The 25,609-nt window shown below is 66.9% G+C and carries 24 protein-coding genes and 1 riboswitch; of the genes, 11 read left to right on the top strand and 13 right to left on the bottom strand.

Annotated features, from left to right (window positions below):
• Positions 1 to 4: 4 nt before the first annotated feature.
• The gene (locus tag OG203_RS29845) at positions 5 to 598 is read right to left on the bottom strand and encodes a TetR/AcrR family transcriptional regulator (protein WP_405160566.1); all 594 of its coding nucleotides are present in this window, start codon (positions 596 to 598) and stop codon (positions 5 to 7) included.
• Between the two features lie 144 nt (positions 599 to 742).
• Between OG203_RS29845 and OG203_RS29840 the strand changes: the two genes are divergently transcribed.
• The 6 genes from OG203_RS29840 to OG203_RS29815 are packed head-to-tail and all read left to right on the top strand — an operon-like array spanning position 743 to position 8,877.
• Positions 743 to 2,341, top strand: coding sequence for a carboxyl transferase domain-containing protein (locus OG203_RS29840; RefSeq protein WP_405160565.1), 1,599 nt, complete (start codon positions 743 to 745; stop codon positions 2,339 to 2,341).
• A gap of 5 nt (positions 2,342 to 2,346) precedes the next feature.
• Positions 2,347 to 4,434, top strand: a complete 2,088-nt coding sequence (locus OG203_RS29835) for an acetyl/propionyl/methylcrotonyl-CoA carboxylase subunit alpha (protein ID WP_405160564.1) — start codon at positions 2,347 to 2,349, stop codon at positions 4,432 to 4,434.
• Positions 4,431 to 5,591 carry an acyl-CoA dehydrogenase family protein gene (locus OG203_RS29830; RefSeq protein ID WP_405160563.1) on the top strand — a complete coding sequence of 387 codons (1,161 nt, stop codon included), beginning with the start codon at positions 4,431 to 4,433 and terminating at the stop codon, positions 5,589 to 5,591. The genes OG203_RS29835 and OG203_RS29830 overlap by 4 nt, the downstream gene beginning before the upstream one ends.
• A gap of 38 nt (positions 5,592 to 5,629) precedes the next feature.
• Positions 5,630 to 6,088 carry a MaoC family dehydratase gene (locus OG203_RS29825; protein ID WP_405168051.1) on the top strand — a complete coding sequence of 153 codons (459 nt, stop codon included), beginning with the start codon at positions 5,630 to 5,632 and terminating at the stop codon, positions 6,086 to 6,088.
• A complete protein-coding gene (locus tag OG203_RS29820; protein WP_405160562.1) occupies positions 6,085 to 6,897 on the top strand; it encodes an HpcH/HpaI aldolase/citrate lyase family protein in 813 nt (270 codons plus the stop codon). The genes OG203_RS29825 and OG203_RS29820 overlap by 4 nt, the downstream gene beginning before the upstream one ends.
• Before the next feature lie 30 nt (positions 6,898 to 6,927).
• The gene (locus tag OG203_RS29815) at positions 6,928 to 8,877 is read left to right on the top strand and encodes an acetoacetate--CoA ligase (protein ID WP_405160561.1); all 1,950 of its coding nucleotides are present in this window, start codon (positions 6,928 to 6,930) and stop codon (positions 8,875 to 8,877) included.
• Between the two features lie 35 nt (positions 8,878 to 8,912).
• Here the strand turns inward: OG203_RS29815 and OG203_RS29810 are convergent, their stop codons facing one another.
• A complete protein-coding gene (locus OG203_RS29810) occupies positions 8,913 to 9,089 on the bottom strand; it encodes a hypothetical protein (protein ID WP_405160560.1) in 177 nt (58 codons plus the stop codon).
• A 293-nt stretch (positions 9,090 to 9,382) separates the two neighbouring features.
• Positions 9,383 to 9,552: riboswitch (M-box (ykoK) riboswitch) on the bottom strand.
• A 135-nt stretch (positions 9,553 to 9,687) separates the two neighbouring features.
• Here OG203_RS29810 and OG203_RS29805 point away from each other — a divergent pair.
• The 3 genes from OG203_RS29805 to OG203_RS29795 all read left to right on the top strand — a co-directional run bounded on the left by OG203_RS29805 (position 9,688) and on the right by OG203_RS29795 (position 13,894).
• Entirely contained in the window at positions 9,688 to 11,028 is a 1,341-nt protein-coding gene (locus OG203_RS29805) for a cytochrome P450 (protein ID WP_405160559.1), read from the top strand.
• Between the two features lie 197 nt (positions 11,029 to 11,225).
• Positions 11,226 to 12,470, top strand: a complete 1,245-nt coding sequence (locus OG203_RS29800; RefSeq protein WP_405160558.1) for a TetR/AcrR family transcriptional regulator — start codon at positions 11,226 to 11,228, stop codon at positions 12,468 to 12,470.
• Between the two features lie 179 nt (positions 12,471 to 12,649).
• The gene (locus OG203_RS29795) at positions 12,650 to 13,894 is read left to right on the top strand and encodes a TetR/AcrR family transcriptional regulator (RefSeq protein WP_405160557.1); all 1,245 of its coding nucleotides are present in this window, start codon (positions 12,650 to 12,652) and stop codon (positions 13,892 to 13,894) included.
• Here OG203_RS29795 and OG203_RS29790 read toward each other — a convergent pair whose 3' ends face one another.
• From OG203_RS29790 to OG203_RS29740, 11 genes are all read right to left on the bottom strand, one after another.
• The gene (locus OG203_RS29790) at positions 13,895 to 14,470 is read right to left on the bottom strand and encodes a hypothetical protein (RefSeq protein WP_405160556.1); all 576 of its coding nucleotides are present in this window, start codon (positions 14,468 to 14,470) and stop codon (positions 13,895 to 13,897) included.
• A 68-nt stretch (positions 14,471 to 14,538) separates the two neighbouring features.
• A complete protein-coding gene (locus tag OG203_RS29785; protein WP_405160555.1) occupies positions 14,539 to 15,717 on the bottom strand; it encodes an MCE family protein in 1,179 nt (392 codons plus the stop codon).
• On the bottom strand, positions 15,714 to 16,841 hold the full coding sequence (locus OG203_RS29780; protein ID WP_405160554.1) for an MCE family protein: 1,128 nt from the start codon (positions 16,839 to 16,841) through the stop codon (positions 15,714 to 15,716). Before OG203_RS29780 ends, OG203_RS29785 begins: the two co-directional genes overlap by 4 nt.
• A complete protein-coding gene (locus tag OG203_RS29775) occupies positions 16,838 to 17,938 on the bottom strand; it encodes an MCE family protein (protein WP_405160553.1) in 1,101 nt (366 codons plus the stop codon). Before OG203_RS29775 ends, OG203_RS29780 begins: the two co-directional genes overlap by 4 nt.
• Positions 17,938 to 18,963, bottom strand: coding sequence for an MCE family protein (locus OG203_RS29770; RefSeq protein ID WP_405160552.1), 1,026 nt, complete (start codon positions 18,961 to 18,963; stop codon positions 17,938 to 17,940). Before OG203_RS29770 ends, OG203_RS29775 begins: the two co-directional genes overlap by 1 nt.
• Positions 18,960 to 19,982 carry an MCE family protein gene (locus tag OG203_RS29765; protein ID WP_405160551.1) on the bottom strand — a complete coding sequence of 341 codons (1,023 nt, stop codon included), beginning with the start codon at positions 19,980 to 19,982 and terminating at the stop codon, positions 18,960 to 18,962. Before OG203_RS29765 ends, OG203_RS29770 begins: the two co-directional genes overlap by 4 nt.
• A gap of 2 nt (positions 19,983 to 19,984) precedes the next feature.
• Complete coding sequence (locus OG203_RS29760) at positions 19,985 to 21,358, bottom strand: MlaD family protein (protein WP_405160550.1); 1,374 nt, start codon at positions 21,356 to 21,358, stop codon at positions 19,985 to 19,987.
• A gap of 8 nt (positions 21,359 to 21,366) precedes the next feature.
• Positions 21,367 to 22,230, bottom strand: coding sequence for an ABC transporter permease (locus tag OG203_RS29755; protein ID WP_405160549.1), 864 nt, complete (start codon positions 22,228 to 22,230; stop codon positions 21,367 to 21,369).
• Position 22,231: 1 nt separating this feature from the next.
• A complete protein-coding gene (locus tag OG203_RS29750) occupies positions 22,232 to 23,086 on the bottom strand; it encodes an MlaE family ABC transporter permease (protein ID WP_405160548.1) in 855 nt (284 codons plus the stop codon).
• 19 nt (positions 23,087 to 23,105) lie between these two features.
• Positions 23,106 to 23,306, bottom strand: a complete 201-nt coding sequence (locus OG203_RS29745; RefSeq protein WP_405160547.1) for a hypothetical protein — start codon at positions 23,304 to 23,306, stop codon at positions 23,106 to 23,108.
• Entirely contained in the window at positions 23,294 to 23,518 is a 225-nt protein-coding gene (locus OG203_RS29740) for a hypothetical protein (protein WP_405160546.1), read from the bottom strand. The genes OG203_RS29745 and OG203_RS29740 overlap by 13 nt, the downstream gene beginning before the upstream one ends.
• A gap of 279 nt (positions 23,519 to 23,797) precedes the next feature.
• On the opposite strand from OG203_RS29740, the gene OG203_RS29735 reads away from it, so the two are divergent.
• Complete coding sequence (locus tag OG203_RS29735) at positions 23,798 to 24,700, top strand: oxygenase MpaB family protein (protein ID WP_405160545.1); 903 nt, start codon at positions 23,798 to 23,800, stop codon at positions 24,698 to 24,700.
• Between the two features lie 54 nt (positions 24,701 to 24,754).
• A complete protein-coding gene (locus tag OG203_RS29730; RefSeq protein WP_405160544.1) occupies positions 24,755 to 25,576 on the top strand; it encodes a carboxymuconolactone decarboxylase family protein in 822 nt (273 codons plus the stop codon).
• Positions 25,577 to 25,609: the final 33 nt, after the last annotated feature.

The raw sequence follows: 25,609 nt of genomic DNA, 5'->3' as shown, positions 1-25,609 counted from the left end.
GCCCTCATCCCAAGGCGGACAGCGCCATTCGTCGCAGGATGGGCCTGGCCCGCGCGGCGGTCGCCGTCGGCGCGCTGTGCGGGGTGGAGTTGATCAGCCCGAAGGCGGCGTGGGCCTGCACCCGCGCCGTCTCCTCCGGTAGCCCGGGATGCAGCTCGCGCAGCACCGTGACCCAGATTTCCACGTACTGGCGCTGGGTACGGCGCAGCTCCCGCCGGGCGGTGGTCGGCACATTCTCGAGATCGCGGTCCTGGATCCGGATCAGCTCCGGATCGCCGAGCGCGAAGTCGAGGTGGAAGTCGACGAGTCCGTCCAGCGCCTCGGCCGCCGTACCGGTGCACGCGACCACCGCCTTGCCGCCGTCGAGCAGTCGCTGGCTGACGCCGACGAGCAGTTCAACCAGCAACGCTTCCTTGTTCGGGAAATGTCGATACACGGCGGGCCCGCTGATGCCGACGGCCGCGCCGAGGTCGTCCAGGCGCATGCCGAGGAAGCCACGGTCGGCGATGAGCCGGGCTCCGGCGTCGAGGAGCTGTTCGCGCCGCTGCGCCTTCAGCTGTTCACGGCGGGTGAGCGTGCTCGGGTCAGTACTGGTCACACGCGCTCCTTTCGCCCTACCTGGACATCTCGGTTAACCAAGATTAACCTGGATTCCAGTTATCGGCGACTAACTGATCTGCCCGTCGCCCGACCACCACCCTCATCGAGTCGCCGCGCGACACTGACCCCACAGGATCACGTCATGACCGTTACCGAAGAGGCCGTCGACAACCGGGTCGCCCACAAGGCGCTGGTAGACGACCTGAGCGCCCGGCTTTCCGCCGCCGCGCTCGGCGGACCCGTGAAGGCACGGGACCGTCATGTGGCGCGCGGCAAGCTGCTGCCGCGCCAGCGGGTGGACCAGCTGCTCGACCCGGGCAGCCCATTCCTCGAACTCTCCCCCCTCGCCGCGACCGGCATGTACGGCGACGAATCCCCCGGCGCCGGGATCATCACCGGCATCGGCCGGGTGTCCGGCCGCGAGTGCGTGATCGTGGCCAACGACGCCACCGTCAAGGGCGGCACCTACTACCCGATGACGGTGAAGAAGCATCTGCGCGCCCAGGAGATCGCGCTGCAGAATCAGCTGCCGTGTGTGTATCTCGTCGATTCCGGCGGCGCCTACCTGCCCGAGCAGGACGAGGTATTCCCCGACCGGGAACACTTCGGCCGCATCTTCTTCAACCAGGCGACCATGAGCGCCAAGGGAATTCCGCAGATCGCCGCAGTACTCGGCTCCTGCACCGCGGGCGGCGCGTACGTGCCAGCGATGAGCGACGAGGCCGTGATCGTGCGCAATCAGGGCACCATCTTCCTCGGCGGCCCGCCGCTGGTGAAGGCGGCGACCGGCGAGGTGGTCACCGCGGAGGAGCTCGGCGGCGGCGAACTGCATTCGCGCACTTCGGGTGTCACCGATCATCTGGCCGAGGACGACCAGGACGCGTTGCGCATCGTGCGCCGCATCGTCGCCACCCTCGGCCCGCGTCCGGCGAGTCCGTGGGCGGTGCTGCCGACGGTGGCACCGGCTGTACCGGAGTCGGAGTTGTACGACGTGGTGCCGGTCGACCTGCGCACCCCGTATGACGTCCGCGAGGTGATCCACCGCCTCGTCGATGGTGATCCGCAGGGGGACAACGCCTTCCACGAGTTCAAGGCCGAATACGGCAAGACACTGGTCACCGGTTTCGCGCATATCTACGGCCACCCGGTCGGCATCGTCGCCAACAATGGCGTGCTGTTCAGCGAATCCGCCATGAAGGGCGCGCATTTCATCGAACTGTGCGACAAGCGCAAGATTCCGCTGCTGTTCCTGCAGAACATCACCGGGTTCATGGTCGGCCGCGATTACGAGGCGGGCGGCATCGCCAAGCACGGCGCCAAGATGGTCACCGCGGTGGCCTGCGCGCGAGTGCCGAAGCTGACCGTGGTGATCGGCGGTTCGTATGGCGCGGGTAACTATTCGATGTGCGGGCGGGCGTATTCGCCGCGCTTCCTGTGGATGTGGCCCAACGCGAGAATCTCGGTGATGGGCGGCGAGCAGGCCGCCTCCGTCTTGTCGACGGTGCGCGGCGATCAGCTCGACAGCACGGGGCAGCCGTGGTCGGCCGAGGACGAGGAAGCATTCAAGGCGCCGATCCGCGACCAATACGAAAGCCAGGGCAATCCCTACTATTCGACGGCCCGGCTCTGGGACGACGGCGTGATCGACCCCGCGGACACGAGAACTGTCCTCGGGCTTGCCCTTTCGGTGTGCGCACAGGCGCCGCTCGAACCCGTTTCCTACGGCGTCTTCCGGATGTGAGCGTGATGCTGAACAAGTCTCATCCCGTCGGTTTCGACACCGTGCTTGTCGCCAATCGTGGCGAGATCGCGGTACGGGTCATTCGTACCTTGCGCGCCATGGGAATTCGCTCGGTCGCGGTCTACAGCGACGCCGACGCCGACGCCAGGCATGTGCACGAGGCCGACACCGCGGTCCGGCTCGGTCCGGCCGCCGCGCGCGAAAGTTACCTCGCCATCGACAAAGTGGTGGCGGCGGCCGTGCGGACGGGCGCGCAGGCCGTGCATCCAGGCTACGGATTCCTTTCCGAGAACGCCGCTTTCGCCGCGGCACTCGCGGACGCCGGCGTCGTCTTCCTCGGCCCGCCCGCCCGTGCGATCGAGGTCATGGGCGACAAGATCGCGGCGAAGAACACCGTCTCCGCCTTCAATGTCCCGGTCGTGCCCGGCATCGCCAGGCCGGGCCTGACCGACGCCGACCTGATCGACGCGGCGCGCGAGGTCGGCTACCCGGTGCTGGTCAAGCCCTCCGCCGGTGGTGGCGGCAAGGGCATGCGGCTGGTCGAGGATCCCGCGCGACTACCGGACGCGCTGCTCAGCGCGCGCCGCGAGGCCGCGTCCGCGTTCGGTGACGACACCCTGTTCCTGGAACGCTTCGTCACCCGTCCACGCCACATCGAGGTGCAAATCCTCGCCGACCAGTTCGGCAACGTGCTGCACCTCGGCGAACGCGAATGCAGCCTGCAACGCAGGCACCAGAAGGTGATCGAGGAGGCGCCGTCCCCGCTGCTCGACGCGGCGACCAGGGCCAGGATCGGCGCGGCCGCCTGCAATACCGCGCGCAGTGTCGACTACGTCGGCGCCGGCACCGTCGAATTCATCGTCTCCGCCGACCGGCCGGACGAATTCTTCTTCATGGAGATGAATACCCGGCTACAGGTGGAACATCCGGTCACCGAGCTGGTCACCGGCATCGACCTGGTCGAGTGCCAGGTTCGGGTGGCGGCCGGGCAGAAGCTCGCGGTGGAGCAGGCCGAGATCCGGATGATCGGGCATGCCATCGAGGCAAGGGTGTACGCCGAGGATCCCGGTCGCGGATTCCTGCCAACGGGTGGCACGGTGCTCGAGCTGTCCGAGCCGGAAGGCACCGGGGTCCGGGTGGATTCGGGCCTGCGCGTCGGGACCGTGGTCGGCAGCGACTACGACCCGATGCTGTCGAAGGTCATCGCGCACGGCGCCGACCGTACCGCCGCGATCGCGAAACTCGATCGGGCACTGGGCAATACGGTGTTACTCGGTGTGACCACCAATATCGAGTTCCTGCGTTTCCTGCTCGCCGACCCGAATGTCGCTGCGGGACACCTGGATACCGGCCTACTCGATCGCCGGGTCGCCGACTTCGACCCCGCCCCGGTCAGCGATGAGATGTTCGTGGTTGCCGCCACCTACCGCTGGCTGCGGCGCTGGCCGACAACGCGAACCGATCCCTGGTACGTCCCCTCCGGCTGGCGCATCGGCGACGCCGCGCCGACCTCGATCCGACTGGCCGGTGGCGATCGGATCGAGCACGTGTACCTGACCGGCACCCCCGCCGACGCGACGGCACGCATCGACGAGGGCGAATCGACCTCGGTCACAGCGGCTTTCGAGAACAACGTGCTGACGCTGACCCTGGACGGCATCCGCCGCGAATACCGGGTGGCCGAATACGACGGGCAACTGTGGCTGGCCGGTCCCACCGGCATCGCGATGCTGCGCGAGGTCGCCGAGGCCGGCGCGCGCGGCGCGACCGAACACGTCGGCGACGCCGAAATCACCAGCCCCATGCCGGGTTCGGTGATCGCGGTGCAGGCCGACACCGGCAGCACCGTCGCCGCTGGCGCCCCGGTCGTCATCGTTGAGGCGATGAAGATGGAGCACTCGCTCACCGCGCCGATCGCCGGAACCGTCGAAATACTGGTGACACCAGGCACTCAGGTGCGCCTCGACCAAGTCCTTGCCCGCATTATCGCGACGCCAGCCGCCGAAGCGCCGCCGTCACCACCCGATTCCGGTGTCCACCGGAACGCGGAAGAAGACTCGAATACCGCCGAGCGAGAAGGAAACCAAGCATGACCGACTTCCTGTCCACCGGCGCACTGCCGCAGGAGTACCGCGATCTCGCCATGACGGTGCGCGATTTCGCGCGGTCGGTGGTCGCCCCGGTGGCCGCCGAGCACGACGCGAAGCACACCTTCCCGTACGAGGTGGTCGCCGGCATGGCCGAGATGGGCCTGTTCGGCCTGCCGTTCCCCGAGGAGTACGGCGGCATGGGCGGCGACTACTTCGCGCTGTGCCTCGCCCTCGAGGAACTCGGCAAGATCGACCAGAGCGTGGCCATCACCCTGGAAGCCGGTGTCTCCCTCGGCGCGATGCCCATCTACCGCTACGGCAACGACAAGCAGAAGCAGGAATGGTTGCCGCAGTTGACAAGTGGGCGTTCCCTCGCCGCGTTCGGGCTCACCGAACCCGGCGCCGGCAGTGACGCGGGCGGGACCAAGACCACCGCGATCGTCGACAGCGGCGACTGGGTCATCAACGGCAGCAAGCAGTTCATCACCAACTCCGGCACCGATATCACCACGCTGGTCACGGTGACGGCGGTGACCGGCCAGCACGGCGGCAAGAAGGAGATCTCCACCATCCTCGTGCCCACCGACACCCCCGGCTTCGTCGCCGAACCGGCCTACAACAAGGTCGGCTGGAACGCCTCGGACACCCACCCGCTCAGCTTCACCGACGTCCGCGTGCCTGCGGAGAACCTGCTCGGCGAGCGCGGCCGCGGCTACGCGAACTTCCTGCGCATCCTGGACGAGGGCCGCATCGCCATCGCCGCGCTCGCGGTCGGCGCCGCGCAGGGCTGCGTCGACGAGAGCGTGCGCTACGCCAAGGAGCGCGAGGCGTTCGGCCAGGCCATCGGCCGCAATCAGGCCATCGCCTTCAAGATCGGCCGGATGGAAGCGCGGGCGCACACGGCACGCACCGCCTACTATGACGCCGCGGCACTGATGCTGGCCGGCAAGCCGTTCAAGAAGCAGGCGTCCATCGCCAAACTGGTGGCCAGCGAGGCGGCCATGGACAATTCCCGCGACGCAACCCAGATCTTCGGCGGCTACGGATTCATGAACGAATACCCGGTGGCCCGGCACTACCGGGACAGCAAGATCCTCGAAATCGGCGAGGGCACAACGGAGGTGCAGTTGATGCTGATCGGACGGGAGCTCGGGCTGTGAGCGATACCAATAGCCTGCGCCGGGTCGTGCAGACCGGCATGTGGTTCGAGGAACTCGAGACCGACGTGCTGTATGAGCACCGGCCGGGCCGCACCATGACCGAGACCGATAACGTGCTGTTCAGCACGTTGACCATGAATCCGCAAGGGCTGCATATCGATGCGGCTTACAGCGAGGCCCAGGAGCCTTTCCATCAGCGCCTGGTCAATTCGCTGTTCACCCTCGGCACCATGGTCGGCCTCGCGGTGGCGCACCTGACTCAGGGCACCACCGTTGCCAATCTCGGCTTCACCGAGGTGAAGTTCCCCGCGCCGCTGTTCCACGGCGACACTGTCTACGCCGAAACCGTCGTGCTGGACAAGCGGGTGTCGAAGAGCAGGCCGGGCGAGGGCATCGTCACCTTCCGGCACACCGCACGCAACCAGCACGGCACCGTCGTCGCGGTCGCGGTGCGCAACGCCATGATTCGCCTACGGCCCGAGTCCGAGCAGCCATGACGTGGGAGATGCCGGGGCCGGGGTGGTTGTTCTGCCCGGCGGACCGCCCGGAACGCTACGAAAAGGCCGCCGCGGCAGCGGATGTGGTGATCCTCGACCTGGAGGACGGTGTCGCCGCCGGGGACAAAGCGGCGGCGCGCAAGGCGCTGGTCGAGACGCCGCTGAATCCCGAGACCACGGTGGTCCGGGTCAATGCCGTCGGCACCGACGAGCACGCCCTCGATCTGGCCGCACTGGCCGACACCCGATATCGGCGCGTCATGCTGCCGAAAACCGAAGCGGCCGAACAGATCACCGGGCTTTCCGAGTACGAGGTGATCGCGCTGATCGAATCGCCACTCGGCGCGCTCACCGTCGGCCAAGCGATGACGGCGGACAACGCGATCGGCGTGATGTGGGGTGCCGAGGACCTCGTCGCCGGGCTCGGCGGCAAGTCGAGCAGGCACGCCGACGGCGGCTATCGCGATGTGGCGCGCCACGTTCGGTCCACCGCGCTGCTCGCGGCCAAGGCGTACGGGAAGTTCGCGCTTGACTCGGTCTATCTCGACATCCGCGATATCGACGGCCTGCGCGTCGAGGCAATGGACGCGGTCGCCGTCGGCTTCGACGCGAAGGTCGCCATCCATCCGAGCCAGGTGGCGGTCATTCGCGCGGCCTATGCGCCGTCCGCAGACGAGATCGACTGGGCCCGAAGGTTACTCGATGAAGTGCCGAAGCATCGTGGCGTGTTCGCCTTCGAGGGCCGCATGGTCGACGCCCCCGTCTTGCGGCACGCCGAGCAGATCGTGCGGCGCGCCGAGCGCGCCTGACCACCAGTTCGAACAGCCAGGAGGAACGCGGTGCAACCACAGTGGGTGCCGACCGAGCAGGATATCGCCGACGCCAGGATCACCGACTTCGCGAAGTTCGTCGAGAAGCGAACCGGCGTTGCCGCACCGGACTACCACACGCTGTGGCAGTGGTCCGTCGATGAGCTCGCCGACTTCTGGCACGCGGTGTGGGACTACTTCGAGCTCGGCGACATCGCGGGCGAGGTGCTTGCCAGTGCCGAAATGCCGGGCGCGCAATGGTTTCCCGGTACCAGACTCAACTACGTCGATCAGGTCGTTCGCCAGTTCCGCACCGACCGGCCCGCGATCATCGCGGTCGCCGAGGACGCACCGCGTCGCGAGGTGTCCTGGGTCGAATTGATCGACAATACCGCCGCATTGGCGCAGACCCTGCGGTCCATGGGGGTACAGGCGGGCGATCGGGTCGCGGGCTATCTGCCCAACATTCCGGAGGCGATCGTCGCGTTCCTGGCGACCGCGAGCATCGGCGCGGTCTGGAGTGCGTGCGGCCAGGACTACTCGCCCAAGGCCGCGCTCGATCGGCTCGGTCAGCTCGAACCCACCGTGCTGATCACCGTGGACGGCTATCGGTTCGGCGGCAAGGCGCACGACAAGCGCGACGACATCGCGGCGCTGCAAGCGGGTCTCGGCACGTTGCGCGGGACGATCGCCGTCTCCCAGCTCGGCCTCGAAGTTCCGGACGCGACACCGTGGCACGACGCGATCGCTTACGACGAGGCCGCTCCCGCCGTGATCGCCACGGAGACAGTAGATTTCGATCATCCGCTGTGGATCGTGTTCTCCTCCGGCACCACCGGGCTGCCGAAGGGCATCGTGCACGGTCACGGTGGCGTGCTGCTGGAACACCTCAAAGCCGTTGCCCTGCAATCCGATATCGGCATCGACGACACCTTCTTCTGGTACACCAGCCCGAGCTGGATGATGTGGAACTTCCAGATCTCCGGTCTGCTGGTCGGCGCGACCGTCGTCTGTTACGACGGCAGCCCCACCTACCCGGCACCGGATGGGTTGTGGCGCATCGCCGCCGAGACGCGGACGACCGTGCTCGGCACCAGTCCCGGCTACGTGCTCGCCTGTATCAAGGCCGGTGCCGTGCCGCGCGCCGAACACGACCTGTCCGCGCTGCGCACGGTCGGCATCACCGGCGCGTCGCTGCCGACCTCGTCGGCGATCTGGTTGGGCGAGAACACCGGTGACCACGTCCAGGTCAACTCGATCAGCGGCGGCACCGACGTGGTGTCGGCCTTCATGGGCGGCGCGCGCACCGTCGCGGCCTGGCCTGGCGAGCTGTCGACCCGCTTCCTCGGCGCCGCACTCGAGGCCTTCGACGGCACCGGTCAGCCGGTCCGGGACGAGGTCGGCGAGCTCGTGATCACCAAGCCGATGCCGTCGATGCCGGTCCGTTTCTGGCACGACCCCGACGGAAAGCGTTATCACGACGCCTATTTCGACATGTACCCCGGTGTGTGGCGACATGGCGACTGGATCACCATCACCGACCGCAACACGGTCGTCGTGCACGGCCGCTCCGATTCCACCCTCAATCGGCACGGCATCCGGATGGGCAGCGCCGACATCTACCAGTCCGTCGAGCGACTCCCCGAGATCGCCGAGGCGCTGGTCATCGGTGCCGAACAACCGGACGGCGGCTACTGGATGCCGCTGTTCGTCGTCCTCGCGCCTGGCACCGAACTCACCGACGACCTGAAAACCCGCATCAACAGCACCATCCGCGCGGAGGTCTCGCCGCGCCATGTCCCCGACGAGATCATCGTCGCCCCCGGTATCCCGCACACCCGCACGGGCAAGAAGCTCGAGGTCCCGATCAAGAAGCTGTTCCAGGGTGCCGAGGCGGCCCGTGTCGTCGAACGCAGCGCCGTCGACAACCCGGACCTGCTCGACTGGTACGCCGCCCGGCGTCCGAGCACCGGAAGCTAGCGGCCCGCAGAGCACGGGCCGCTAGGTACCTCGGGTCACCGGTAGTAGGGATGCCCGCCCATGGAGGCCGTGAAAATGGCCGCCTGGGCGGCACGCGCCGCGGCCAGATTGCGCTGCTCTTCGGGGGTGAGGCGGTACCGGGCCAGTACTCGGCGGGCCGAGTGGATCAGCGCGGGCCACACCGGTAGCTCACGCGGGAATGCGAACGTCATGATGGACTCCTTCGGCTGGAAAGGCCCACCACCACAACCGATTTCGGGCATAACCGGATGCCCGAGGCGAACGACATCCTGGCATGGAAATGCCCGGTGCGTCGAAAAGGCTTCGGGTTCAGTCGGTCACGCGGCAGCAGTGGGCCGGGAACGAGTGGGATGTCGGATCCGTACTCGGATACGGACTATCGCCAGACTCCATGTCCCCTCACCTCCTTACCGCCGAGACGCACGCGCGTCGCCATACCGTGTCGGACCACGCGAGGCAGGGGACACCGGCCGAAACGGCTCGGCGGGCACCCCTCTCGTCAGAGCTTCGGCACTGCACGACGTATCCCGTACCGGGAAGCCACCTGGGATCGCCCCTTAATCCGAAGCGATCTGTCCTGATCCTGGGCGTCTCTCGACGTCGTCGGATCAGTGGCCTGTGTTCGCGCAGGAGCCTCGCCTAGCGAGGTGCTGACCGACTCAGGATGGCCGCTCGGCGGCGGTCCGTCAAGAGCGGTTGATTACCGGCCACGTCATAGACCCTGCCGCCGATATCTCATAACGTTGAGTGAAACAGGTTCTTCCATAAAACCCCAGTGGAGGTGGCATCGTGGCCGCACCCGACGTCCAAGAGCGCGACGAGACAACCGCCTATCCGCCGGGGTCCCGACTGCCCGCCCTCGTGCAGAGCATCCTCTTCCAGGTCGACAGGCAGCGGTTCGTGCCAGCGCTCGCGCGCCGGTACGGTGACGTCTTCACGCTGCGCATCCCGCCGTTCGCCGACCATGTCGTGATCTTCTCCCGTCCGGAGCACATCAAGGAGATCTTCGCGAGCAACCCGCACGACCTGCACGCGGGCGAAGGCAATCAGATCCTCGGCCATGTGCTGGGCCAGCACTCCCTGCTACTCACCGACGAGGACGAACACGCGCGGGCAAGGCGGCTGCTGATGCCCGCGTTCAACGGCTCGGCGCTGCGCGCCTATCGCGATCTGGTCGCCGAGCTCGCCGTCGCCGAAATCGACCGCTGGACACCGGGTTCCACGCTGGTCACGCTCGACCGGATGAACGCGCTGACGCTTTCGGTGATCATCCGGGTGGTGTTCGGGGTCACCGACGAGCAGACCCGCGCCGAGCTCGCGCCGCGACTCAGGCAGATCGTGCACATGAATCCGCTGGTGTTCCTCGGCTTCCAGTCGAACCTGCTCGGCCGCGTCGGCCCGTGGAAGCGGTTCGCGGCGAATCTGCACGCGGTCGATGCCCTGCTCTACGCCGAGATCGCCGGTCGGCGGCGCGCGCCGGATCTGGCCGAACGCACCGATGTGCTGTCCCGGCTGCTGCACGCGGGCACCGGCGACGACGCCGACCCGCCGCTCACCGACGCCGAACTGCGCGATCAGCTCATCACGCTGCTGCTCGCTGGTCATGAGACGACCGCGTCGGCGCTGTCCTGGGCGCTGTACGAGATCGCGGCGCACCCCGATATTCAGGAAGCGGCCTTCGACGCGGCACGCGGCGGTGACGACAAGTATCTCGAAGCCGCCATGAAGGAGGCGATGCGGCTGCACGTCGTCATCAACGGCACCAATCGAAAACTGACCAGGGACATGACAATCGGCGGCCGACGACTGCCCGCCGGCACGGTGGTGAACACCTCGATCCTGCTCGCGCACCACAGCCAGGACAACTACCCGGATATCGCCGTCTTCCGGCCGGACCGTTTCCTCGCTGGCGAGGTGGCGCCGAATACCTGGCTGCCCTTCGGCGGTGGGGTCCGGCGCTGCATCGGTGCGGGTTTCTCGCTCATGGAGGGTACCGCGATACTGCGGGAAATCCTTGTGCGGCATTCCCTTTCACTGCCCGAGGGCGCGGAGCCGGAACGCGGTAAGACCCGCAACATCACGACGGTCCCCCGGGGCAAGGCACGACTGGTCATCACCCCGCGCGGCTGATCGGGCACCGCGGCCGCGGCGGATCGACTGTGGCGTCCCTCACTCACCGCGACCCGCGCTACGGGTCGAGCCGCCGCCTGCCATTTTCGGCCAGGTACTGCGGCGATTCCGCGTGACCTGCGGCACCCGGAGCCGAAGCAGGCGGACAGCGCCGAGCCGTGGACCGTCTCATCAGCCCTGATCAGTACGATGTCCGCATGAGTGTCGACAATCGCCGTACGGCGCGGAAGGCGAGCACCGGCGACTCGGCACCCCGGGAAGTCCGGCGCAGGCCGAAGAATCGACGGGCGCAGATCGCCGCGGCCTCGGCCGCCGCGTTCGGCGCACTCGGCTATCACGGCGTGAGCATGGAGGACATCGCCTCCGGCCTCGGCATCAGTTCGGCCGCGCTGTATCGCCACTACCCGAGCAAATACGCGCTGTTCCGCGAGGAATTGCTGCGGGTGGGCCGGGCGATGACCGAGTCGGTCGAGCTGCCTGCCGAAGCCGCCGCATGGTCGCCCGAGCAGCGGCTGCGGCACGTGCTCGACGCCCTCATCGCCGTCACGATCGAGAATCGGCCGACCATCACCCTGGTGCGCTGGGAGGGCCGCTACCTCGAGCCCGACGATCTCACCACGCTGAACGACCAGCAGCTCACCGTGCTCGGCGCGCTCGGCAGCCAGGTCGCCGAGCTGCGGCCGGAGCTGACCGAGGACGACACCAGGGTACTGCGCGCCGCGCTGCTGAGCACGATCACCAGCATCGCCGACCACCACGCCACCCTCCCGGCGAAATCCCTTGCCCGGCTGTTGAGTTCGGCATGCCAGCCGATCGTCGCCGCGAAACTGCCCGCGGAGCAGCCCGCCGAGCCGCTGCAGGTGGTGGAGATCCCGGACTCGTTCAAACACGAACTGCTGCTGCGCAAAGCGGTGGAGCTGTTCCATGAACGCGGGTATCCGAATGTCAGCGTGGAAGACATCGCCACCGCCGCAGGGCTTTCCGCCGCGTCGGCGGTGTACCGGTTCTATCGCGGCAAGAGCGATCTACTGGCCGCGGCCTTTCGCCGTGCGGCGGAACGGGTTTCGGGTGCGGTCGGCCCGGCGGTCGCGACCGCGGCCAGCCCGGAGGTCGCACTGACGACGCTGATCGACCAGTACGTCGCCGGGTCGTTCGCCGAGCGCGCGCTGACCTACGTGTATTTCACCGAGTTCCAGCATGTTCCGGCCGAGGAACGCACGGTGCTGCGAAACATCCAGCGGCTCAGCGTCGAAGAGTGGGCGCGGCTGCTGCGCGAAGTCCGGCCGGAGCTGTCGCCCGCCGAGGCGCGGTTCCTCATCCACGCGGCGTTCGCGTTGGTTGTCGATCTTGGCCGCGCGTTCGACAACCAGCCGATGGCTGCTCAGGGGCGGGTGCGTCTGCTGATGCAGCTGGTCCTTTTCGGCCGTCCCGCTACGGCGTAGACATCAGCGCAACCCGAGGTACCGACCGGTCGCTTATGTTACTCAGAATTCCAAATTGGTGAACCAAAAGAACTAAAGGTAGCGGGCCAAATCCTCCTCGCATTGTGATCTTCGATTCAGTTTGATTCCAGGCGAGCAAGGCCCCGATCCCGAGCGTCCGGTTCGGCTACCATCGCGGCATGGGTGCCCGGGAACGCCGTGCTGCGGACAAGGCGTCCGACGCGACATCGCCGCGCGTGGTCCGGCGGCGGCCGCGTGATCGGCGGGCCCAGATCGCGGCGGCCTCCGCGGAGGCGTTCGGGTCACTCGGCTACCACGGCGTGAGCATGGAGGACATCGCGTCCAGGCTCGACATCAGCTCGGCCGCGCTGTACCGCCACTACCCGAGCAAGTACGCGCTGTTCCGCGAGGAAGCCCTGCGGCTCGGCGCGCTCAGCGAGGCGGCGGTGCGCCTGCCGGACTCGGCGCGCAAGCTGCCGGCCGACGTACGGCTCGGACAGGTGATCGACGCACTCATCGCGTCCTCGATCGCCAATCGCCGCAGCGCCGCGCTCTTGCGTTGGCAGCGACGCTATCTCGAAAACGCCGATGCCGCGCTCCTCGGCGGCCAACTGGCGACCGTGAATTCGGTGCTCATGTCGCTGCTCGCCGAGTCGCGCTCCGAGCTGGACAAGGCGGACCGGGCCGTGCTGTCGGCCGCGGTGCTGAGTGTGCTCAGCAGCATCGGCGATCACCACGTGTCGATTCCGGTGCGCGCGTTGACCGCACTGCTCGGCGACGCCTGCCGTTCGGTCGCCGGCTGCACACTGCCTGCCGCCGCCGCGCACGCCGAAACCCTTGCGGCAACCGAGATTCCGCTGACCTTCAAGCATGAGCTGCTGCTCGCGCGCGCGATCGAACTGTTCCACGAGCGCGGCTACCCGAATGTCAGCGTCGAGGACATCGCCATCGCGGCCGGACTGCCCGCCTCGTCGGCGGTGTACCGCTTCTACCGAGGCAAGGGCGATATCCTCGCGGCCGCGTTCCGCCGTGCCGCGGACCGGGTTTCGGCCGCGATCGGCCCGGCCGTAGCGGCGGCGGACGGGCCAGCGCAGGCGCTGACCACGCTGATCGAGCTGTACGTTGCCGGTTCGTTCGCCGAACGCGAGCTGACCTTCGTCTACTACGCCGAGATCAGCAATGTGCCCGCGGACGATCGGACGGTGCTGCGCAACATCCAGCGGCTCAGCGTCGAGGAGTGGGCGAAGCTGCTCGTCGGCGTCCGGCCCGAGCTGTCCGCCGCCGACGCCAGGCTGCTGGTGCACGCGGCCCTCGCCCTGGTCGTCGACCTGGGTCAGCGCTTCGGCTCCGACGACCCGGTGTGCTCGCGGCAGCGGGTGCGCCACCTGATGCGGGTCGTCCTGTTCGGTCGCGACGGCGGGTGACTACTGCTGCGGCGGCGGGGCGAGCGGCGAGTTCACCTTGTTCACCAGCCAGTGGCCGTCGACCTTCTCGAGGCGCATCACCATCGACAGCTGGCCTGGCGCCGGCTTGCCCTGGGTGCCCATGCTGGTGATGGTCTGGCCGATCACCACGATGGCCTCGGCGGAATTCTCGTCGCCGGATTTGATCGCGCACTGGACGTCGTTCACCTTCGACACCACCTCGCCCTGGGTGAGCACGTCGCGCAATTCCTTACTGGTGCTGTCGAATTGCTTCTTCCAGTCGCCGGTCGCGCCGCCGAGGACGGCGGCGAAGTAGTCGTCCAGCTTCTTGGCGTCGTAGTCGGCCAGGATCGGGGCGTACTTACAGGCGGCGGTGCGCGCGTCCGCGTTGGCGTCGATGATGGCCCTGTTGCCCTTGTTCTGGAGGTAGAACACGACGCTCGAAGCGATTGCGGCACACAGTAGTACGGCCGCCACGAGGCGCAGCGCGATCCGTCCGGCCCGGCCGGGTACCAGTCGCCGTCGCTTGTCTGCGGTCGCCTCAGGATCCGCATCGACTGACGATTGTTCTGCCACAGCGTCACTCGATGTGTCGGACGTCGAATCCTCAGGCACTGCGTCGTTTTCGCTCATCAGATGTGCTCCTATCTACCAGGTGCCGGTCGGGACAGCTCATTGCCGGTGACGCCGGGCGGCGGGCCGGATCCGTTGTCCGGCACGTTCGGTCGCGGCGCGTTCGCCGAGCCACGAACCTGCAGCGCCGGATTGTCGGTGACGCAGTAGTTGTAGAGCCGCACCCTGGTGTCGACGGTCTTCGTGGTCGGCACCACGGGGATCGTGTCGTAGTCACAGCTCGGCCGCGGCCACGGGTCGACCAGGGTGTGGTAGGCGTTGTCATGCGCCGGAACACCGATCGCCTCCGAACCGGTACGCAGCGCGGGAAACAGCGCGGCGATGGCCGGTGCGCGCAGCTTCGCCGCCTTGGTGATCGCGACGAAGTTGGTGACCAGGTTGGTCATCGGATCCTCGGTGTCGCGCACGATGCCGCCGAGGGTGGCCAGCTGACGGGGCCCGAGGTCGAGGAACTTGCGCACCTCCTGATCCGCGGCGGTCAACTGCTGGAACAGCGCGCTGGAGCCGGTGGTCAGCGTGGTCAGGTCGGGCTGCGCGTGCGAGGTCGTCTCGGAGATCACCTGGAGGTTCTCGATGAGCTGCCTGGTCTGCGGCAGTAGGTCGGTGAGCCCGGCCATCGCCCTGCTGATGCCGGAAATCATGTTGCGCAACCGATCCGGGCCACCGGCGAGGGCCTTGTCGAGTTCGTCGACGATCACATTGAGCCGTCCCGGATTCATCCCGCCGATCAGACCGCCCATGCTGCCGAGCACCGACTGCACCGTCACCGGTGCCGTCGTCCTTGCGCGCTCGACCACCGAGCCGTCGGCGAGGAACGGGCCGCTGTCGGTGTCCGGGCGGAAGTCGAGATACTGCTCCCCGGCCGCGGAGAGTCGGCCGACGGCGACGGTACCGCCCACCGGAATCCTTGCGGTCTTGTCGATTTCGGCGATCGCCGCGACGCCGTCGCCGGATATCCGTACGTCGTCGACCTTGCCGACGCGGGTGCCGCGGAAGGTGACGTCGTTGTTCGCCGCGAGGCCCCCAGAGTTCGGTAGCTCCACCCGCACGGTGTACGTGCTCGGCAGCGGGTTGATCCGCAGCACATAGACGCCCAGGTAGGACACCCCGAGCACGAGCACAACGATCAGGCCGATATTGGCCACCGCGATCCGGCGCCGGACCAGCCAGTGCCACAGCGGAACATTCATCGCCCACCGCCCTGCAGTCGGCCGATGACCTTCTCGATGACCTGCGCCAGACTGCCGACAAAAGCTGGCACGTCACCGATTTCGGGCGGCCTGCTGCCCTTCGGGTCGGTCAGCGCGCCGACGCTCAGATAGGACACGGTGGCCGCGACCGCGAGCACCGGGCCGTCCAGGCTGGCCGAGATCGACGGGTAGATCGCGTGCAGTCCGTCCAATGTGCCCGCGAGATCGTCACCCATCTGCGCGAATCCGGACATGAGCCGCTGGATGCTGTCGAACAGGCTGAGGAAATCGGGGCCGGTGGTGTCGGTGAAGTCGCCGAGCGCGGCCATGGTCACCGAGACCTTGGTGATGAGATCGGCGATGGCCCTGTTGTTTTCGGCGACGAGTCCGATCAGCGGCGGGAAGGTGTCCGCGGCAGCGCCCAATTCGGCTTTGCGCCTGGCCAATTCACCGGTGAGCGTGTTCAGTCCGGACAGCACCCCGTCGACATCGGCGGTGCGCCGGTTCAGCGCGGCGAGCACGTCGGTCATCTCGGTGATCAGATGCGACAGCTCCGGTGCGCGCCCGGTGAACATGGAGTTCATCTCGGAGGTGATCCGCGCCGCCTGATTGAGTCCACCGCCGTTGAGCAACAGGGAGACCGACATCATCAGCTGTTCGACCGAGGCGCCGGTCGAGGTGTGGTCGGGTGCGATGGTGTCGCCCGGTCGCAGCAGTTCGGCGCTGCCCTGTTTGGCGGGCAGGGTCATCGCGACGAACATGTCGCCGAGCGGGGTCGCCTGGCGCAGTTCGGCGGTGGTGCCGCGGGGCAGCTGAATGTCTTGGCGGATAAGCATTTCCACGTCGGCAAGGAAGTTGGTGGTATCGATCGCGGAGACCGTGCCGACATCGGTGCCACCGATCTTGACGTGCGCGTTCGCTGGCAGATTGAGGGCATCCTTGAACACCGCGTGCAGCGTGTAGCCAGGGCCGCCGATGCCGGGCTTCGGCAGCGGCACGTTGTCCACCGTCACCGCGCAACCGCTCGTCGCGCCGATGGCCGCCGCGACGGCCAGCGCGAACAGCATCGCGCCGCGACTCCGTAAGGGGTGGCGGTCGGGCGACAGGTGGGCCAACGTCCTCATTTGGTCAGTCCGAGCAGCGCCGCGGTCAGCCCGAAATCCGGTCCGAAGTCCTGGATCTTGCCGGTACGGCAGCCGTCGAGGCGCATCTGCACCCGTTCGCAGAACACCGAGAGCGCCTCGCCGTCGAGGGCCGACTTGTCCAGCAGGCCGTGCAGGCGCAGCGCCTGATGTTCGCGGCTGGTCGCGTTGGCCAGGTTCTGGAAGAACAGCGGTGTGACGTCGGCGATTTCGGTGACCGCTCGCGCGTTGGCCCGCATCTGCCCGGTGAGCGCGGTGAATCGCGTCAACGCGCCGAGCAGTTGCTCCCGGTTGGTGCCGACCACGGTGGCGGTGTTGGTGACGAAGTCGTTGAGCTGGGTCAGCACGGCCTGCAACCCCGGCGCCTGATCACCCATCAGCCGCACCATGTCGGTGAGCCTGCCGCTGAAATCGCGCACCGTCTGGTCGTTATCGGCGATGATCTGGGTGATCTCGTTGAGTTTCACGATGGTGTTGGATATCTGGTCGCCGTTGGCCAGGCTCACCTCGAACGCCGAGGACATCGCGTCGAGCGTCTCGCGCAGCTTGTCGCCGTTGCCGTCCAGCAGCGGGAAAAGCACCCGGCTCGCCATCGGCCCGGTCTCGTTGCCGCCCTTCAGCGCTTTGCCGAGCTGATCGAAATTGTCCAGGATGCGGTCGAGTTCGACCGGGGTGCGGGTGTGTTCGAGCGGGATATGCGCGCCGTCGGCGAGCACCGGTCCGTTGCCCTCGTAGGCGGGCGCGAGCTCGACGTGGCGGTTGGTGATCAGTTGCGGCGAGACGAGTGCCGCGATCGCGTCCGCGGGCACCTTGACGTTCTTGTCGATGGACATGGTCACCTCGACATAGCTGCCCTTGGCCGTCACCGTGTCGACCTGACCCACCGGGACGCCGAGGATCGCGACGTCATTGCCCGCGTACAGGCCGGCGACGTTCTCGAAATCGGCGCTGATCCGCAGATGTTCGCCGAGATACTGCTCAGGCAGCCCGCTCAAGCTCGCAGGCAGCAGCGAGCAGCCGGACGCCACCGCGGCGGCCAGGCACAACACGGCGGTTTTCAGAAAAGTACCTATCTGCATCAGTTGCACCCCTGTACCGCACCGGCGAAACACAACCAGTTGTCCGGGAAGATCCACGGCGCCCACACGTCGCCGTAGGGACCGTTGCCGAGCGCATTGTTGAACTGCCGCAAGGCAACCGGCATGATCTCGTAGAGCGAATCCAGGTTGTCCTTGTTCTTCTCCAGCCCCTCGGACATGGTGTTCAGGCTCTGGATCATCGGCCCGAGCTGATCGTTGTTCTCCAGACCCATCTGCTGCAGCAGCCGGGACAGCTCGGCGACGTTGTCCAGCAACGACTTCAGCATCGTCTGGCGCTGCGCGACGGCATTCCCGATCGCCTCGCCCCTGGTCAGCAGCAGCAACACGCTGTTGCGATTGTCCGAAACCAGCTGCGAGACCTGATCCATGCTCTTCAACAGCACGTCGACCTCGTCGCGGCGATCATTGATCACCTTGGCCAGCGCGCCGACGCTGTTCAGCGCCTCGACGGTGAGCTGCGGCGAATCGCCCATCTGCGTGCTGAGCAGGTCCAACGACTGGCGCAGCTTGACCGGGTCGATCCGCTCGATCCGCTCGAACGACGACTTGTACACCGGATCCCGAATGACCTTGCCGAGGTTGTACGGCACCGACGTATTCGCCAGCACAATCCTGTTGCCCGGCAACCCTTTTCCGTCGCCGGGCACCAGCTCGACGTGCAGCTTGCCGAGGATGGTCGTCATCTTGATGGCCGCGTGCGCGTCCGGCCCGAGGCGCAGATCCTGGCGCACCCGCAGGTCGACAACGACCTTCGCCCCGTCGAGCCGCACCGCGCGCACCGAACCGACCTCGATGCCGGACACATCCACCGACGCGCCCGCCCGCAGCCCCGCCGCCTGGGCGAACTCCGCCTCGATCGTCTTGTCCCCCAGCCCGGCCTGGGACAGCACACTGGATCCGACCAGCAGCAGCACCACCGAACCCGCCGCGAGCAGGCCGAGCCACAGCACCCGATTCCGCGGCAGTCGGACGCGTCCGACCAGGGACCGCGCTCGTGTCATCATCGGCACACCTCCGATTGCGAATCGCCGCCGACCTGCGAGAACAGCCCCGGTGGCAGCAGCACACCCCACAGCGAGACATCGAGGCGGCAGATGTAGGCATTGCCGTAGGCGCCATAGCTGGTGAACCTGGCGATGCCATTGAGCAGCGTCGGCAGCTCGACGGCGGCCTGATCCAGGGATGCGCCGTTGAGCAGCAGCAGCGCCACTCCACTTGTCGCATCGTTTTGCGCCCGAGCGATATTCGGCTTCACCTGACCGATCAGCCGAGCCAGCGAGTCGGTCGAGGTCGCCACCTGATCGACCGAACCCTTCAGCGACTCGCCCTGCGCGTAGAGCGACTCGACCAGCGAACGTGCCTGAGTGATCAGCGTTTCCAGGTCGCCGCTGCGATGCGCGAGCCCGGCGATGACACTGCTCAGGTTGCTGATCACATCGCCGAGGATCTTGTCGCGCTGCCCGAAGGTGCCTGCGAGCTCGGCCGCCTGGGTGATCAGCGCACTGAGCGAGACATTGTTGCCCTGCAGTGCTTGGATCAGCGTCTCCGACAGCGAATTGATCTGATCCGGTTGCAGCACACTGAACAACGGCTCGAACCCGGACAGCAGCGCGGACACATCGAACGAGGGCTCGGTGCGCTCGAGCGGTATCGCCGAACCCGCCGCGAGCACCTGTCCGTCGCCCGCGCCCGGCACCAGCGCGATATAGCGTTGTCCGATCAGATTCTGGTAGCGCACCAGGGCTTTCGTCGTCGTGGTCAGCCGCTGCCTGCTTTGGATGCGGAAGTCGATGCGCGCGCGGTAGTCGCCGTCGAAGTCGATACCGTCCACCCGGCCGACCCGCACGCCGGCCATCCGGATGTCATCGCCGACGCGCAGGCCGAGGACGTCGGAGAATGTCGCGGAGTAGGAATCGGTGTCGCCGGTCACCGACCGTTGCAGCGTGGACCAGATCGTGTACGTCAGCACGATCGCGACGAGGGCGAAGAGGCTGAAGCCCGCCAGTGCCTTACCTGATTTCATGGTCAACGACCGCCCTTGTCCGCCGGGGTGACCGAACCGCCCGCCAGCAGCGGCGAGAGCAGCAGATACTGCGCGGCGGTCGGCTTACCGCCGACGATCGCCGCCACCGCGTCCTTTCCGCGTAAACCGTTGTCGCCTGGCACATTCGGTGCGGGATCCTGCGCGGCCGCCGGTGCGGTGATGCCGGGAATCATCGGAATACCGGGAATGGTGGGCAGGCCCGGCAGTGTCGGCGCCACGGGCGCGGGTCCGGCCGCGTCCAACCACTTCGGCGTCATCTGCTCCGGATATTCTTGCGGCGGAGCGACTTCCGGCACCGAGGCACCGCCGCAACGCGGCCCGGCCATGCTGCCGTAATGCGGGCAGTCCTTGGCCGTGTACTGCTGGAACGGTGTGAAGGACACGTCCATCTTCCAGATCATCTGGCGGCTCGGCCCGAAACCGAACACTGAGCGCAACTTCCGCAGGGACACATTGAGATTGGCCGCCGTCTGCTGCAGCGCCTGCGGATCCTCAGCCAAGCTGCCGAACAGTTCGCCGACCCCGGACACCACTTCCTTGCCCGCGTCGGGATTGCGCGCGAACAGCGAATTCACCGAGTCGACCGCCCCACCCGCGTTGGTCAGCAGCGCGACGAACTGATCGCGCCGTTCGGTGAGCGTCCTGGCGGTGGTCACCGAATCAGACAGCACACCGACCAGATCGGGTGCCGACGCGCTCAATGCCGTTGTGGCACGGCCGAGATCGCCGAGCAGGTTGCCGATCCCCGGAATGGCGTGCATCTGGGTGAGCCAGCGGTCAAGGCGTTCGATGGTGGAGCCTGGCACGCGCGCGGACGGGTCGAGCGCGTCGGCGAGCGTCGCGAGCACCCGGCCGAGCTTCTCCGGCTGGATGTGGTCGAGCACATCGCGCAGCACGCTGAGCGTGGTCTGCAGCTGGACGGTGCCCTCGCTGGTGTCCTCCGGAATCTCGGCACCGGCGCGCAGGGTCTCGCTGGTCCGCCCGTTGTCGACGAGCTCGATCGCGGTCACGCCGAAGATGTTGTTGGGGATGACCCGCGCCGTCACCGCCGCCGGAATCATCGACGCGACAGCGGGTTTCAGCACTAGCTCGGCGCGCTGGCGCTCCCCCTTGGCGACGACCTGCACCCCGGCGACCGAACCGACGATCATGCCGCGGAACTTCACGTCGGCATGTTCGGGTAGCCCGTCGCCGGTGCTGGTCAGCACCGCGACCACGCCGACGTTGTCCTCGAAACGACCGGTGTAGCGCAAACCGAGCAGGTACAACAGCAGCAGTGCCACCGTGGTGAGCGCGATGCCCGCGAGCGAGAGCTGTCGCGCGCTCGGCCCTCGGCCGCTGGGATCGATGATCATCGCCGCGCCTATCCCGAGATCCGGAAGCCGGGATCGATGCCCCAGATCGCCAGCGTGAGAAACAGATTCACGAACACCATCACGACGATCACCATCTTGATCGCGCGCCCCGCCGCCTGCCCGACCCCTTCCGGACCGCCGGTCGCGACGTAGCCGTAGTAACACTGCAGAAACGTCGAAATCAGCACGAAGACCACCACTTTGAGCACCGAGAAGAACACGTCGGTGCCGTTGAGGAACTGGAAGAAGTAGTGGTCGTAGGTGCCAGCGGAGGTACCGCCGAGGAACAGCACCGACAGCTTGGTCATCAGGTACGCGACCGCGAGACCCACGCTGTACAGCGGCACGATGGTCAGCGTTGCCGCGATCATCCTGGTGGTGATCAGGTACGGAAGTGGGCGGATGGCAATGGATTCCAGCGCGTCGATCTCCTCGGAGATCCGCATCGCGCCGAGCTGCGCGGTGAAGCGGCAGCCGGCCTGGATCGCGAAGGCCAAGGTCGCCAGGATCGGCCCGATTTCCCTTGTGGTGGCGAACCCGGAGATGGCGCCGGTCAGCGGGTTCATCGTGAGCAGGTTGAGCGCGGTGTAGGACTCCATGCCGACGGTGATGCCGCCGAATCCGCAGAGGATCACGATCACGCCGACAGTGCCGCCGCCGACGATCAGCGACCCGTTACCCCACCCGACATCCGCCGTGAGCCGCAGCACTTCCTTGCGATAGTGCTTGAGCGCGAACGGAATTGCCGCGATCGCCGCGACGAAGGTGATGGCCTGATGGCCGAGCCGCTGATTGGCCCGCACCGGTGCACGGACGACGCCGCCGACGGCACGGAAGGGCTGCAACGCCGGTGGCGTATAGCGCGAACCCATCTCAGAGCACCTTCGCCGGGAACAGTGTGTTGTACACCTGGGTGATGATGATGTTGGTGGCGAACAACATCAGCGCCGAGTTGACCACCGCCGCGTTCACCGAATTCGCGACACCGCCGGGCCCGCCCCTGGTGTGCAGGCCGATATCGCAGGCGATGATCGCGGTGAGCGCGCCGAAGATGGCGGCCTTCAGCAGCGCGACGATCAGGTCGTTCGCGACGGCGAAGGAGGCGAACGTGCTGATGAACGTGCCCGAAGTGCCGCCCTGCGCATAGACATTGAACAGATAGCCGGTGGCGAAGCCGACGAACACCACGAATCCGCACAGCAGCATGCTCACCAGCACCGCGGCCGCCAGCCGTGGCGCGACCAGCCTGCGGATCGGATCGACGCCCATCACCATCATGGCGTCGATCTCCTCCCTGATCGTGCGGGAACCGAGGTCGGCGCAGATGGCCGAACCGACCGCGCCCGCGATCATCAGCGAGGTGACCAGCGGCGCGCCTTGGCGGATGATGCCGAGGCCGCTGACCGCACCGATGAAGGTGGTCGCGCCGACCTGACTCACCAACGCGCCCAACTGGATCGAGACCACCACCGCCACCGGTATCGCGACGAACACCGTCGGCGCTGCGGACACACTGGCCATGAACGCGCACTGTTTGACGAATTCCTGGAACGGGAACCGGCGGGTGATGACCGCGCGCAACATCTCCAGCACGGCGTTGCGGCCGAGCGTCACCTGCCTGCCAAGCGTCTCGAGCGACCGCTGCGGATGCCGCCGCCACAGACCCCTCAGGTCGTCGATGGCCTGTTCCAGATCGGTCCGCCGCGGCGGTCGTTCGGTGATGGTCACTGGTTACTGCCTCTCCGAGTCACGCGGTGCCGCTCAACTGCCGCTGCAGCACGACGAGGAGGTAGCCGACGACGGCGATGGCCGCCGCGACGGTGCTGAGCACGGCAAGCCACAGCCCGAACCGCAGCACCGGATTGACCCGCGTACGCCCACCGAGGACTTTCCCGCCGATCACCAGGACGTCGATGAGCCAGACCACGATCATCATCAGGTCATGCACACATTCGAGAAGGTGAGCACGGGCCAGCACACGATGGATCCGAGGAACGAGATGATCACGTCGATGCCGTGCATGCCGCGGAGGTGACCGGTGTGTGTCAGCGACCAGACCACGCCGATCAACCCGTACGGGATGCCGAGAATGATCAGCGTCCCGAGGAACTCCGAGACCTTCATCTCGTAGCTGAATATCCGATCCAGCTTCTTGAGCATGCGCGTCCTTTCGCGTGCCGGTCGACCACGACCGGCCACCCACGGCAGGACCCGAAAGGGATCCGCCGTTGGATCCTCCCCGGACATCGCTTTGGTCCGGTATGGGCCCGTATGTTACGCACGATTCCGCACTTTGCGGAAGCCTTTCGAGTAGATTCATCGCCAGACAGCCAGCAACCTGACCCGTTGACGCACGAGGCCCGCCGGACTTAAGTTATCAATAGTTCACAGGTTGTTCACGCCCTGCGGGGCCGATTCCGGACCCGAGAGGACTCCCTCATGACCGCCGCCGCCCATTCCCCGGAGCACGCCGCCCCGCTGTCGAAGGAGCACACCCGGATCCACATTGACACCGCCCACCGACCGACCACGAAGCGGGCGATCAAGCTGACCGACGCCCTGGATTTCTGGTCCTTCGCGGGCGCGGCGGCCAATGTCGCGATGCAGATGGCTCGGCCCGGCGTCGGGTACGGCGTCGCGGAGAGCAAGGTCGCGTCCGGATCGTTGATGCGGCACCCGTGGAAGCGGGCACGCACCACGACGCAGTATCTGGCCGTCGCCATTCTGGGCACCGAGCAGGAGCGCCTCGCCTATCGGGAGGCGGTGAATGTCGCGCACCGGCAAGTACATTCGGCGCCCGAGGCACCGGTGAAGTACAACGCGTTCGACCGCGACCTCCAATTGTGGGTCGCCGCTTGCCTTTACATCGGCTTCGAGGACACTTATCAACTGCTGCAAGGCCGGATGAGCGACGAGCAGGCCGAGGCGTTCTACGTGTCATCCTCGACGCTCGGCACCACGCTGCAGGTGACCGAGCAGATGTGGCCTGCCACGCGTGCGGAATTCGACCAATACTGGAACGAAGCCTGCCAGCAGGTCGCGATCGACGACTACGTGCGCGGCTACTTGAACGACCTGCTGAACCTGCGGATGATCCACTGGTATCTGCGACTACCGTTCCGAAACCTGTTGAAATTCCTCACGATCGGCTTCCTGGCGCCGATCTTCCGCGAACAACTCCAGGTCGAATGGACCGCGACCGACCAGCGCCGCTTCGAGCACCTCTTCGTCTTCGTCGCCTTCGTCAACCGATTCATCCCGCGCTTCCTCCGGCACGCCGGAACGCACAGTCTGATGGCCGATGTGCGACGCCGAATCCGCAAGCAGAAGAACCTCATCTGAGCCATAGCCGCCAGCACTTGCGCTGGAGCGCACTCCAACTTCTACAGTCGTGCCATGACCAGCACTGAGCACACCAACGCCGACAACGATCGTTACGAGCGGGGACTCGCGCTGCTGCGGCAGATCGGTGGGCAGGAAAATCCGGCCGTGCTGGACAGCCTCGCCGATATCGCGCCCGGCCTGGGGCGGATCACCGTGGAGTTCGGTTACGGCGACATCCTGTCGCGCCCGGGGCTGACGCTGCGGGAGCGGCAGTTGGCCACGGTGGGCGCGCTGGCCGCGCTCGGCAATGCGGCGCCGCAGCTGCGGTTCCACATCGACGGCGCGCTCAATGTCGGCTGCACCCGCACCGAGATCGTCGAGGTGCTGATCCACGCGAGCGTCTACGCGGGCTTCCCGGCGGCGCTGAACGGCCTGAACGCCGCCAAGGAGGTGTTCGCGACACGGACCGACCTGCCGGTCGAGCCCGCCGCGCCCGGAACACCGGACGGCGACCGATTCGAGCGTGGTTCGGCCGCCCTGGCCGAGGTCGACGGGCAGGCGGGCGAGCAGGTCATCGCCGCGCTGCGGGACATCGCCCCTGACTTCGCCCGCCTGCTCGTCGAGTTCTCCTTCGGCGATATCTACTCCCGCCCCGGGCTCGACCTGAAGACCCGCGAGCTGGTGTCGGTGGCCATGTGCACCGCGCTCGGTGTCGCGCCGCAGCTCGGCGTGCACATCCATGGCCTGCTCAATGTCGGCGGCACCGAGACCGAGGCCGTCGAGGTGCTGATCCAGATGGCAGGGTACGCCGGATTCCCCGCCGCCCTCAACGGAATCGCGGTGGCGCGCACGGTCTTCGCCGAGCGCAAGAGCCATCAGAATTCTGATGTCTGATATCGGCGATCCCATTGGCTACTCTACGGCGAC

Origin of the sequence: Nocardia sp. NBC_01499, assembly GCF_045040275.1 — a bacterium.
Taxonomy (GTDB): Bacteria; Actinomycetota; Actinomycetes; order Mycobacteriales; family Mycobacteriaceae; genus Nocardia.
This window is presented reverse-complemented; position numbering and strand designations above follow the sequence as displayed.